The following is a 13,489-nucleotide window of genomic DNA, read 5'->3' as shown; positions in this document are numbered from 1 at the left end:
ACAAAGAAGTGAAAAATTAGATGCCCTCGATATGTTTAATGGTCGTAGTGTCTTCTTTTCGTGAAGCCTCGACCAGCCTTTCCTTCGAGATTATAACCGGAGTATGTATAAATTCCGGAACATTAAACGAGAACAGGGAGCATTCATAATAATCCGGAGACGCTTGCGGTAACAAGAAAGGTTTACCGCACTGCCCCCGCTCATTCACATGTACCAAATACGGGCGTGTGAAAAGCCCATCGTCCCGGCGGCTGGAAAAGACAAACCAACGACTATTGCCGCTCCAAGAATGATAGCTCTCTACATCCGGGCTATTCACTTCCGGCAAAGAATCGATTGCCCCGGTAGACAGATCCAGCATATGCAAATCCGCATCCTTATGCCAAATAGAGAAATTGCCATAATCGGACACCGTATAAAGTAGACGCTTCCCATCCGGAGAGACTCTCGGGAACTTAACACTCCGGCCCGCTTCCCTCGCATTATATAAGGTATCCACTTGGGTTCCAATCGAACCGTCTTCCGGATCAAAAGCGACTCGTAGCAGGTTATACCGGACATCCCGATAATTTTCCGGCATACAGACAGAATCCGCCGAACAGAACAGCAGATAGTTACCATCCGGAGTAAAAGTGGGAAAAGTCTCATAACACGCCATGGAAGCCAATAATGGCGAACTGAATACCCTCTCCTTCTCCGTGTCATAGATCAGCACGTCCGATTCCACGTCATATACCTCAATCCGATTCTCATCGGAAAGATGGAAGTCTTGGTGGGTCTCATTGGTAGAAAAAGCGACATACCGGCCGGATGGATGCCAATACGGATAAACGAACGAAGCCGGCTTACCGTCCCGTTCCAACGCAATCGTCTTTACCTGCCGATGATCAATCAAGTAAGTCCCATTATGAGAACCCCGCTGATGAAAAAGCATTTGTTCCCCTTGTCGCTCACAAAAGGCATGGCAGTTCATACAACTATTATTTGTCGATTGGTTATCAAGAATAGACTTTTCAACATAGTTTTCAACACATCGTTGATAAATCCCCATCTCGTTCCACATCCGATATCCGGGAAAAATACGGCGATACACCAAATAAGCGTCAACGGAATCTCTTGACACATAGATAGAGAAACTCATTTGTTTCCAATCACTTTGAGGTTCTCGAAAATAAACCGTCACATCTATTTGTTTTCCTTGTGCGTCCTGCGATAAGACCTTCCAATCCGTTTCCGGCAGGTTGAAAACACCATGATCGGCTGCGATTATCAACTCCCTATTCATAGTTTTCAACCGAGTTATCCCCTGTAGCTGTTGATCAACCAACTTGAAATTGGGAGGGGCCATATTGACCGGTACAGTAACTTCCCTGTAATCCGGAAACACGTCAGTTTCTCCTTGTTCCGCTTGCGCAGGAACTTCCGGTCTACAAGCCACAAGTCCCAAAAGACAACCTATAATCCAACAGATAGATAATCGCTTCATTATTCTTCTCCTTTAAAGATCTTGAAATAGTAATAATACCAATAGGTATCTCCAAATTGTCGATACATCGAGGACACATCCACTTGGTTGGCAGATCGTCCCAAAACCTGCTTGAATTCCCGGTATCGATCTACGATCTCCGGCTGTATGGAATAGGAGGAAAGCGATATACTGTCTTTGTCCGCCAACAACAATCCGGCTTCTTGGAAATGCCGGGGTATCGGTTCCCCCTTCATGAAAGGTGTCTCTTCCAAGAATCGGCCAAATGCATCCAGCTTCTTACCCAACAAATAATAACATCCCCGGTATTCCCAACCGATCCGATGATCCGGAAGATTGTATCCACTCCATAAGGAATCGACAGGTACGGACAAACTCAGTCGATCCCTTTTCTCAACAGGCATATATTTGTCACTCAACTCCGGATCTTTATCCATTAATTCCGGATGTACCAGATAGGTAGCATAACGGCAAGCCCAATCTTTATAGAATGGCATAGCGGCAAGCAAGTCCAAATATTTCTTGGCCAGCGCCACCTCACCCCTAATCAGACAAACTTGCACGAAACGTTGCATCATGCGGGCACTCCCTTTACGTTTGGCTTGCGTAAATCCGTCCATCGCAAAGCTTTCAGACAAAGAGACATCGCCAACAAGAAAATGAACATCGCTCAATAAACGATCCATGTAAAAGGTCTGATTCCAATCGGCACATAAGCTTTTCGTTCCTTTCTGATCGAAAGTAAACATCCGGTCGGCCAATTCTCCCTTATGGGCCAACGACATATTCAAATAGTTTAAGCTAACATAATTATAGATCTGCTTTCCCCGGTACTTATCAATAATGGCGTCCCATTGCCTCTCCCGGGCTAAGAAAGAGAGCTCGTCAAGCATCATGCGTTGCGCATGCCAAGGTTCCGGCAGGCAAAACCGGATGGATACCAGCGCCGTGATCAGACAAACAACAAGGGCTACCCGATCCATCCATTTACTCTTCTCGCCAATCACCGGAACAAAGCGAGCAAATAAAGCAACACCGACAATCGAAAGGGTAAAGAAAGTCCATACACGATACATATAATAATGAGGTAATCGCTGTATCTCCAGATAGGCTTCCGGCATCCATCCATCAGACAAAGGTACAGGAATCCCTAACCATCCGCTAAACAAATAGATAAAAAGCGCTGGGATCAAGCAGGCAGCGGCGGCCAATCTTTGCCGCGACGTTTTGTAGCGGAGTAAGGCTAACAGCGTATATAAGAAAGCGTAACAGACCGAAAGAAGCCCGGTCAGCCCACATAAAAAAAGTGTAGAGGCAATTCCGTATCCGGCAATAGAACCCGCCCGCCGCACCTTTAGCGAGACCGACAAAGCTAAAAGCATCAAAACCACGCCAACCGTCCCGTCCACCAAATACTCCCCATGAATACTCATCTTAACCAGATACAGGACCGGCAATAAAGAGAGGAACAGCAGGTAGGTCTTGTCAGAAAAACAACGCAAGATCCTATAGACCATAAACCCGCAACCAACGAGTAAAACCGTATGGAGAACCACCGCCGACATAGGCTGCCGGTAGTATTGAATGATCCATTGCCCGGCGACAGCGCAAAATCCTCCCGGCTGAAAAAGGAACTCCCGGATATACCACCACTCAGGTATAAACAATTGCATCTCCTCCTGACCGACAAACACAAACACGCCAAAAAGCAGGAAATAATAAAAAATAGCAGCTGTCGAAAAAGACCAGAAAAGTGTTTGTTTCCAGTTCATATACTTAATAGATTATTATTCCACCAACCATCGCTCGATGTTACGGGTCACAGAGGAGAAGTTCACGCCGATCTTAAAAACTTGCCGTGGATCACTCGCAAAGGGAAGCGCATACGGTCTCTCCTCTATCTGGCGCAACGCCTCCTCGGCGGTGCCGTTCAGCTTGAATTCCATCACGTAGATATAGCGATCGGTCTTCAGAACGAGATCAATACGCCCTTGTGAGGTATGATATTCCACCTGCGTATAAAGTCCAACCAACTTAAATACGATAAAAAGCACGTTCCGGTAATGCAACTCCGTATCACGCTCCGGCTTCTGGCCGGCGATCACCTCATAGGGTGTATCAGCGAAGAAGCTTTGTAAACGGCGGAAGAACGCATCGTAATCACCGGAGCGTATCTCTCGTACGAATTGCCCGATCTCGAAAGGGGTCTTGGGCGCACTAACACTCGTGTAAAATGGAAGGAGATATTTCACGAAACCTTCTTCCACTTCCCGGTTCGGGAAACCTAGCCGGTAGATACCAAATTCAGGATCGTAATCCTTGATCGTCAAGTAACCACTCTGGTAGATTACGGGAACGGGATTTTTCGAGGCAGCATCGATACTGTTCAACACATCCGCATCAGTCTCCGTGTTCGCCATCTCGTAAAGGTCGTAATGGGTATGCTTGAGTAATTCAACGAGGTAAGAGGGCGTACCGGTCTCGAACCAATAATCTCCGAACTCCATCTTGGCGAAGGTATTCAATAGGCTAAAGGGATTGTATATTCCCGCAGACTTGGCGGTAAAATGGTATCCGTCATAGCGCTCCTTGAGTTTCTGGCTGGTTTCCTCATAATCCAGTTCCTGTGTCTCAGCCAGCTCCTTCAACTCCTCTTCTAGGTAGGCATGTATCTCTTTCTCCGTGATGCCACATATCTCGACGTAGCGATTGTCCATCGAGATATCCATAAGGTTATTCAAATCGCTGAACACGCTTACCTTACCAAACTTCGTCACCCCTGTCAACAAAGCGAAACGAATGGCTCTATCCATCGTCTTTAACACGCCGTAGAAAGGCTTCAACATATTCCGCAATTGCGTTTGCGTCTTTTCATCGTGCAGGTTTTGCAGCAAAGGCTTGTCGTACTCGTCAATCAATATCACCACGCGATGCCCGGTCTGGCGGTAAGCCTGTTCTATCACAAAACTGAAACGTTCCTCCAAGGCACGATCCTGTTTCTCCGTTCCATATAAAGCCTCCCATTTCTCCAAGAACTCATTCAAGATACTAGTCAGAGCGGCAGTATCTTTATAATGACGAGCATTCAAGTCCAAATGCAAGATCGGATATACCTCCCAGTCTTTCTCCAACCGTTCCATCGCCAACCCCTCGAACAGCTCCCTCTTCCCTTGGAAATAGGCCTCCAACGTAGATAGCAAGAGACTCTTGCCGAAACGCCGCGGACGACTCAAGAAATAGTAACTTCCGGTCTTAGCCAACTGATAAATCAAAGCTGTCTTATCAATATAGAGATAACCGTCTTTACGGATCTTCTCAAAGTTCTGTATGCCGATAGGATAAATTGTCTGACTCATAACGATCGTTTAGATATACTTACCATGAACAAAGATAGATATTCCTTTTTACCTGTACAAAATAAGTCTGTATGATTTCAATACTCGAACTTAAGACACTTTTTCAAGGGGGCATAAAACAACCAGTCCCGACTCGGACACGATGAGAGAATCATCGCACCAAGTCAGGACTGATTTCCTATTATCAGACCACGGCTCACCAAGGGCTTACCGTAGTATCAAACCCTACGAACAATTAATATCCCGGGTTCTGCTCCAATAAGTTATTGGCTCCGATCAAGCTGTAGTGGATCGGGAAACGGTTCAGGTTCTTATTGTTGGTGGCCTTATGATCCCACCAGTCCTCGGTGACGTAAGCATCCCAACGTACCAAGTCCGTACGGCGACGGCCCTCGCCCAAGAACTCCATCATCCACTCGTCCAGCATACGATACTTGTCCAAGTTGGAAGCGGTCACCGGATCCGGGTCTCCCTCGGGGAAGTAACGCTTGCGCACCGTATTGATCAAGTTAGCCGCACCCTGCTTATCACCCGCACGCATCTTACACTCCGCCAAGGTATAATACACCTCCGCCAAACGGATCACCGGCACGTCCGGATTACCCTTCAGCTTATACTCCTCCTGGTTCGGGCGCGGGCAACGCTTCATCAAGCGCACGCAAGAGTTCTCCTCGGCCGTAGCGATCGTAGAAGGCAGATCGGCCACGGAGGCATATTCCGTACCTACCTTCGCGAAGTAGGCCACCTGGTCTACCACCGTAAGCGGCTGGTCGGCATACTCGCGGCTACCCGTACAAACCCAGTCCGGATTCAACGGATTCACCAACTTGCCCACGATAAACATACCGCGATACTTACCGTTACCCTCGTACACATACGGTTGCTTACGGATATCCTTGTCGTGGAACTTCCGGTAAGGGCTACCCAACTTATACGTATAAGGCTTGCCGGTCGGATCCAGGCCCGGGGTCAGACCGATACCGTTATTAGATCCGGAACCTTCCAATCCACCCAAGTAGTTCTTATAGTTGTAAGGCACCTGCCATGTCCAATAGCCGCCATCCGTCTCCGTCTGGGAGTTCTGGGAAGGAACGGACCAGATGATCTCATGGCTGAACTCGTTGCTGAAGCCGAACGTGGTAGTCCAGTCGGCATCCAGCTCGTACGCGCCATACTTGCCATCCAGAATATCCTGGCAGATCTGTGCCGCCTCGGCGTACATCTCCTTGCCGATATAAGACTTCGCGTTGAAATACAGGCGGGCCTTCGTCATAGCGGCAGCCGCGCGGTTGATAGAGCCGGTCTCCATCTTGCCCATCTCCGTCTTGATCGGCAGGTTAGGGATAGCCACGTCCAGCAAGGAGTCGATGAAGTGGAACGTCTCCACGTCGGTAGAGCGTCCTCTCACCTCGCTCTTGGTCGTCGTGTACAAGGCCACGCCTCCGAAGAAGTCCAAGCCATCCAGGTAAAGGGAAGCCGCCAGGGCAGTCTGCTGGGCGATCATGGATTCCTTCGTACCCGGCTCGAAGCCCAGCTTGTCGAAATCCACCTCGTTCAGGTCTTCCACCGCGTCCCAGGCCAATGCCACGCCCATGGCGAAGTTAGTCCATCCAGTCTCGATACGCGTCATATCCTCCGTATACTCATGGTGATGGAACTTCTGGTAGTTAGCACCGTCGAACCAGTCGCTTCCGCGTGTCGGCAGCACATACTCGTCCGTGCCCAACTCCTGCAAGGCCCAGCGGGGATCATCTTGTCCCACATACCAACGCCAGTGCGTGAAAGAACGATTGAAACGTTGCCAGACAGCGTCCTGCGAACTATAGAACGTTTCCGGTACGACCTGCGAGTAGAACTCGGGATCCACGTTACAAGAGGTAGCCGCCGCGAGGCAAGCCACACCCATCAATAGTGATTTAAATATATTTTTCATTTTTAGACAACTGATTTAGAAATTAAACTGCAAGCCTAGCGTATATGTACGCGTCAACGGATAGAAATAGTCCGTATCCCAAAACTTCTCCGTACCCTTATCCCAACCGGCGATATCTACCTCCGGATTCATACCGCTATAACCGGTGATCGTGCATACGTTACCCACCGTGGCGTAGATACGGATACGATCCACCAAGTTCTTCGTGTACTTCTTCATAGGGAGCGTATATCCCAGCGTGATCGCGTCGATCTTCAAGAAGGTACCGTCCTCCAGGTAGTAGTCGCAGATCTGCTTCTCGCCCTTGATATGGCTGAACTTGCCGTAAGCGTCTTTCAGCACGTTCGTATTACCGCGGCCTTGGATGCCGTAATACATGTTGATCGTGTTGTACACATCGAAGTCGATCCAGCTACGCATGTTGATACCCAGGTCGAAGTTCTTGTAAGACAAGGTATTGTTCCATGCCAAGATCAATTTAGGCGTGTAGTTGCCCATATACTGCTTGTCGTTCTCGCTCTTGTCGGACGCGGGGATCACCTCGCCGTCCTTGTTGTAGAGCAAGAAGTTGCCGTCGTCGTCGAATCCGGCGAACTTCCACAGGTAGAAGGAGCCGATCGTGGATCCCTCTTCCATGCGGGCGGCGTCGCCCGGCGTACCCGGAGCCACGAAACCGTTGCCGTTGTAGTAGGTATTGTTGCCCCACAACGTAAGGATCTTGCCTGTGTTATGGCTCATGTTGATGCTGGAGGTCCAAGTGAAGTCCTTCGTGCGGATGATATCGCCGCCTACCTCGAACTCCCATCCCTTGCTCTCCATCGAGCCGATGTTCTGGTATTGCGAGCCGATCGTGTAAGGCGGCTGCGGCACCTTCACGCTATAGAGCAGGTTATCGATCTTACGGCGATAGTAGTCGAACTTACCGTACAGCCGTCCGTCGAAGAAGGAGTAGTCCACACCCAAGTCCCATTCTTTCTTCTGCTCCCAACCGAGGTTGGCGTTCACGTTCTGTGTCTTTCCGTAGGAATAGGCCCATACGCCGTTGGGCAACATCCAGTTTGTGTCGGAACCCAGCAGGTTGGCCATATAGGAAGCGTCGAAATCATTGTTACCCGTCACACCATAACCGAAACGTACCTTCAAGTCCTGGATCCAGTCGATCTCCTTCATGAACTCCTCGTTGGAGATACGCCAACCGGCTGTCACAGACCAGAAGTTAGCCCAGCGGTTATCGGCGGCGAACTTCGAGGATCCCTCGTGGCGGATGGATGCCGAGGCCATGTACTTGTCATTGTAAGAGTAGTTCACACGACCGAACACGGAGAAGAGCTTCTCGGAGATGTCCTTGCTGGAGCTCATGGCCGCCTTTCCGTCGCGCAGGTAAGAGCCCTGGTTCATGTCCCAATACTTGATACCGTCTACGGAGAAGTTATAGTTGGTCATGTTGAAGCCCTCGCCGTTCCGCTCGAAATAGGAGTAACCGGCCGTCGCGTTGATGTTATGACCGCCCTTGAACTCTTTCAGGTAAGTGAAATAGCCCTCGGAGGTGATGTTCTCCGTCTTGCTGAAGCCCAGGTAAGCGGTTCCCTTGCGGGAGTTCTCGATCTCGTCGCGGTGCGTGCTCGGGTTATACGTATGGTTCTCCCACTGGCGGTTCTCATAGCCCAACACCTGTTGGAAGGAGAGGCCGGACACGGGCTTCACGTTCAGCTTCAAGGTAACCTCCGGCTTGAACCACTTGTCGAGGCCGTAATAGTCGCGCAAGTAAGAGTCGGCCACCACGTTGTAATCCAGCGACTCGTTGGTCCAGACGTTGTATCCCGTCTCGCTGTCCGCGTCGTACGGCGAGCGCGTGGGGTTGTTACGCATGGCCTGCTGGAAGTTCGGGAAGTTATTGTTGCGGGCAGCCTGGCGGTAATCCACGGAGGGGCGCACCTCCAACCAGTCGTCGAAGAGCTTGAAGTTGGCGTTGATACGTCCACCGTAGTCCTGACGGCTATCGTTGATGGCGATACCCTCGTTTTTCTCGTAGAAGAAAGAGGTATATACCTGCGCCTTCTCCGTACCCAGCTCGAGGGCCAGGTGGTGCTTCTGCGAGAAGTTGTCGTGATTGATCATCTCGTCCCACCAGTCCACGTCCGAGCCGTAATCGGTACCGATATTGTGCTGCGCGTACTCCCGTCCGCTCAGCATCTCGGGGGCGTTGTAGTTCTGCTTCTTGGAAAACTCGGTGCTATAGGTTAGCTTCACCTTGCCGTCGGTGTTGGAGCCGCTCTTCGTGGTGATCAAGATCACGCCGGAAGCGGCGCGTGTACCGTAGATAGCTCCGGCGGAACCGTCCTTCAGCACGTCGATAGACTTGATATCCTCTTGCGTAAGCGAGCGGATATCGCCGCCGGGGAAACCGTCGATGACGATCAGCGGAGACTTACCGGAGTTGATGGATGTCATACCGCGCAGCTGGAAGGTGGTGGTAGCGTTGGCACTACCCAAGTTGTTCATCACCAAACCGCCGATCTTACCTTGCAAGGCGGTAGAGATATCCGAACCACTCACACCGACCATCAAGTCGTCCGCCTTGATAGAGGTAACGGCACTCGTCACCTGTTTCTTCTCCATCGTACCGTAACCCACTACGACTACCTCGTCCAGCTTCTGCGAGTCTTCCTCCAGGGTCACGTTGATAAGGCTGCCGCTGCCTACCGGCACCTCTTTCGTGAGGTAGCCGATATAAGACACCTCGAGGATGGCTCCTACGGGCACGTCTTGCAATACGACTACTCCGCTCATGTCCGTAACGTTACCAATGGTCGTTCCCTTGACCAGCACGTTCGCGCCGATCAACTCACCCATAGAATCTGAAACCTTAACCGTGACTGTCTTACCTTTCTGGGTTACCGATTCCATCTTCAGCCCGTGGCCGACCGTCGGCTCAACCGAGGCCAAGGCCGGGCTAAAAGCCATAGACAGGAATCCCGTGGTAAGCAACATAACGCTTGGCTTGAGCAAGCCTAAGCATAATTGCTTGCATGTCTTACTACTTTTCTCCATTTTCTTAATGGTTTATTATTAATTGAGATTAACAAAAAAATCAAACACGTGATATTTCTCCTTTATATAATATTCTTAGTGTTTTCACTGAAAATGACTAGCTTAAACCATCGTTTAGACTAGTCGTTCGCAAAGGTAATCATTTCTTTTAATTATACAATATTTACCTAAACATCTTTTTAGCCCATATATTTTAACATCAGGGGATTAAATGGCATATCAGGCTATAAATAAAATGTTAAGAAATAGCGTGCCTTTGCGCGAAAAACGGCTGGTCTAAACGATCGTTTAGACCAGCCGTTTTTACATTTATTATACTATTGAGTATGATAAAAAACATACCTTTACTCCCCCAAAGAAAGAATGCAGAAACCATGAAACTACAAATCATCGATACCGGCTACTTCTACGCCGACGGAGGCGCCATGTTCGGGGCCATTCCTAAAAGCGCTTGGAGCCGTCGCTATCCGAGCGACGAGACAAATGGTTGCGTGCTCGCCATGCGTAGCCTTGTCATAAAAACAGATGACGGACGCATCGTCCTAGTAGATAACGGAGCGGGAAATAAACACTTAAAACAACTAAGTTATTACCGCTTCTTCAACTTGGTAGACCTCGGCACGGAACTACGAAACCGGGGAATTCAACCGGAGGAAATCACGGATGTTGTCCTCACCCATCTCCATTTCGATCATTGCGGTTATACCACGCAAAAGGATGAATCTACCGGACATTTATTTCTCTCATTCCCAAACGCGAACCACTGGGTTAGCCGCAAGCAATGGGAGAATTTCCTTCATCCGAACGCTTTGGAGAGAGATTCCTATTTCATCGAGAATATGCAAGCCGTCGCGGATGCTAATTCCTTACGGCTGCTAGATTCCGACACATCGATTTGCCCCACTATAGAGCTACGCCTGTACGATGGGCATACTCCGGGACAAATTGTTCCCTATATCCATACGGAGGACCGGACCTTTGTCTTTGCCGGGGATGTTATCCCCCTTGTGGCCAGCGTATCTCCGGAATGGATCTCGGCTTACGACACCTATCCGGTCACTTCTTATAACGAGAAACTGCGCATGCTGGAGGAAGCCGCCAGGGAAGGGCAAGCGATCATTTATTGCCACGACGCTTACATCCGCTGCACGACCGTAAAACGCGTGAATACCTATTACAAAAAAGACAAGGAAATACCCCTTAAGAAGACAAAAATGTAAAAGCATTAGATAAAACGGCTAATTCTTTTTATCTTTGGGCGGTGATACTGAATCAATTATTGTTTTACATTCTAAACTCTAAACACATGAACAGCCTAAGCAAACTAGCGCTCGTCCTGGCATTTTGCGCGGGAATGATCGCTTGCTCCGGTGGTAAGGCCGTAAAAGGAGATTACGGAGTAGTGCCTTTGCCACAAGAAGTAACATTGACGAACGGAGCCCCCTTCGTCCTGAGTCCATCCACGAAGATATCTTATCCGGAGGGCAATGACAAGATGAAGAGGAACGCCCGGTTCCTCGCTTCTTATATCCAGGAAATCACGGGCTATGAATTAGCGACCGCTACCGGCCAGCCCGGTAAGGGGATCAGCCTCGTCATCGACCAAAGCATCCAAAATCCGGAAGGATACCAACTGAGCGTCAGCGATAACGGGATACGGATCGCGGGAAGCACGGATGCCGGCGTATTTTATGGTATCCAGACATTACGTAAATCGATCCCGGCCACGGCCCAAGGGATGAACGTAGAATTACCGGCAGCTACCATCAACGACTATCCCCGTTTTGCCTATAGAGGCATGATGCTGGATGTCAGCCGCCATTTCTTCCCCGTGGATTCGGTAAAAACGTATCTCGATATCCTTGCCTTGCACAACCAAAATACGTTCCACTGGCATCTGTCCGATGACCAAGGTTGGCGTATCGAGATCAAGAAATATCCGGAATTGACACAGATCGGATCTAAACGTAAGGAAACCGTGATCGGCCATAACTCCGGAACATATGACGGAAAAGAATACGGGGGCTTCTATACACAAGACCAGATTCGCGATGTCATCAACTATGCCGCCGAACGCCATATCACGATCATCCCGGAAATCGATATGCCGGGACATCAATTGGCAGCCTTGGCTACTTACCCGGAACTGGGATGCACCGGGGGCCCTTATGACGTATGGGGCCAATGGGGAGTAGCCGACGACGTGATCTGCGCCGGAAACGAGAAATCCATGCAATTCCTAGAAGACGTATTGAGCGAGGTCATCGATCTTTTCCCGTCCGAATATATCCATGTAGGCGGTGATGAGTGCCCGAAGGTACGTTGGGAGAAATGCCCGAAATGCCAAGCTCGCATCAAGGCGGAAGGTATCAAGGGGGACAAGAAACATTCCGCCGAGGAATATTTGCAAAGCTACGTGATCTCCCGCATGGAGAAATTCGTGGAGAGCAAAGGACGCCATATCATCGGCTGGGACGAGATCCTAGAAGGAGGCTTGGCCCCGAATGCCACGGTAATGAGCTGGAGAGGCATGGATGGAGGTATCGAGGCCGCCAAGCAAAAGCATAACGTGGTCATGACACCGAATACATATGTATATATGGATTACTATCAATCAGCGGATACGGATCTTGAGCCCGATGCTATCGGTGGTTACTTGCCGTTAGAGAAAGTATATTCTTTTGAGCCGACAGCCGGTATCTCTCCTGAAGACCAGAAGTACGTGATCGGGGCGCAAGCCAACCTCTGGACGGAATATATCCCGACCTTCTCACAGGTAGAATACATGATCATGCCCCGTATCGACGCCGTAGCCGATATCCAGTGGAGCGATCCGTCCAAGAAAGATTATCAGACGTTCCTGCCCCGTGTGGCCCGCATGACACAACTTTACGATCGCTTGGGATATAATTACGGAAAGCATATCTTCGATATTAACGCCTCCCTGACCACCAATACGGAGAACGGAACACTCGACATTGCCTTGACGAAGTTGGGTGAAGGAGATATCTATTATACGGTAGACGGTAGCGATCCTACGATCGCCAGCATCAAGTATGAAGGCCCGGTACAGATCAACCAAGATTGCGAATTCAAGGCGATCGTTGTCCGTCCGAACGGTACGAGCCGCATCTTCTCAGAAGATATCTTCTTCAATAAAGCGACGATGAAGCCCATCACCTTGAAAGAGCAACCCAGCAAAGGATACGTTTTCAACGGGGCACAGGTATTGGTAGACGGCTTACGTGGAGGTAGTAATTACAAGACCGGCCATTGGCTGGGTTTCCAAGGAAAAGACCTTGACGCCACGATCGATCTAAAGGAACCAACCGAAATCCAAAAGGTATCTTTCAATACGAATGTGGTGAAAGGCGATTGGATCATGGGAGCCTCCGCCGTAACCGTAAAGGTATCCGACGATGGCAAGAATTTCAAGGAAGTAGCTTCCAAGAAAATCCCGGAGCTAACCCAAAACGACAAGGACGGTTTATATCCCCAAGAGATATCCTTCGCCCCGGTAAAGGCCCGCTATGTCGAGGTTATCATCAACAGCAGCAAACTACCAAAATGGCACGGTGGCGCCGGAAGTCCCGCATTCTTGTTCGTAGATGAGATAGAAATCTTATAAGATAATGATACAGCGAGATGGCTGAGAGATACCTG

At 49.5% G+C, this 13,489-nt stretch carries 7 protein-coding genes; 2 read left to right on the top strand and 5 right to left on the bottom strand.

Annotated features, from left to right (window positions below; all coding sequences use genetic code 11):
- Positions 1-16: 16 nt before the first annotated feature.
- The 5 genes from NBH16_RS03860 to NBH16_RS03840 form a co-directional block, all read right to left on the bottom strand.
- Positions 17-1,486, bottom strand: coding sequence for a TolB family protein (locus NBH16_RS03860; protein WP_057328084.1), 1,470 nt, complete (start codon positions 1,484-1,486; stop codon positions 17-19).
- A complete protein-coding gene (locus NBH16_RS03855) occupies positions 1,486-3,258 on the bottom strand; it encodes a DUF6057 family protein (RefSeq protein WP_250788118.1) in 1,773 nt (590 codons plus the stop codon). The genes NBH16_RS03860 and NBH16_RS03855 overlap by 1 nt, the downstream gene beginning before the upstream one ends.
- A 15-nt stretch (positions 3,259-3,273) precedes the next feature.
- Positions 3,274-4,842, bottom strand: coding sequence for a PD-(D/E)XK nuclease domain-containing ATP-binding protein (locus NBH16_RS03850; protein ID WP_250788117.1), 1,569 nt, complete (start codon positions 4,840-4,842; stop codon positions 3,274-3,276).
- Positions 4,843-5,077: 235 nt separating this feature from the next.
- Positions 5,078-6,775: a RagB/SusD family nutrient uptake outer membrane protein gene (locus NBH16_RS03845; RefSeq protein ID WP_217788579.1), complete on the bottom strand. Its 1,698-nt coding sequence runs from the start codon at positions 6,773-6,775 to the stop codon at positions 5,078-5,080.
- A 15-nt stretch (positions 6,776-6,790) separates the two neighbouring features.
- On the bottom strand, positions 6,791-9,826 hold the full coding sequence (locus NBH16_RS03840; protein WP_217788580.1) for a SusC/RagA family TonB-linked outer membrane protein: 3,036 nt from the start codon (positions 9,824-9,826) through the stop codon (positions 6,791-6,793).
- A 374-nt stretch (positions 9,827-10,200) separates the two neighbouring features.
- Here NBH16_RS03840 and NBH16_RS03835 point away from each other — a divergent pair, with 374 nt between their 5' ends.
- Both NBH16_RS03835 and NBH16_RS03830 read left to right on the top strand, forming a co-directional pair.
- Entirely contained in the window at positions 10,201-11,046 is an 846-nt protein-coding gene (locus tag NBH16_RS03835) for an MBL fold metallo-hydrolase (protein ID WP_250788116.1), read from the top strand.
- Between the two features lie 86 nt (positions 11,047-11,132).
- Positions 11,133-13,454: a glycoside hydrolase family 20 protein gene (locus tag NBH16_RS03830; RefSeq protein WP_250788115.1), complete on the top strand. Its 2,322-nt coding sequence runs from the start codon at positions 11,133-11,135 to the stop codon at positions 13,452-13,454.
- The last annotated feature ends 35 nt before the right edge of the window (positions 13,455-13,489 follow it).

Source organism: Parabacteroides sp. Y3-G-102, from assembly GCF_023656845.1.
GTDB classification, from domain to species: domain Bacteria; phylum Bacteroidota; class Bacteroidia; order Bacteroidales; family Tannerellaceae; genus Parabacteroides; species Parabacteroides distasonis.
Note: the sequence above shows the minus strand (reverse complement) of the source record. Positions and strands in the feature narration are given on the sequence as shown.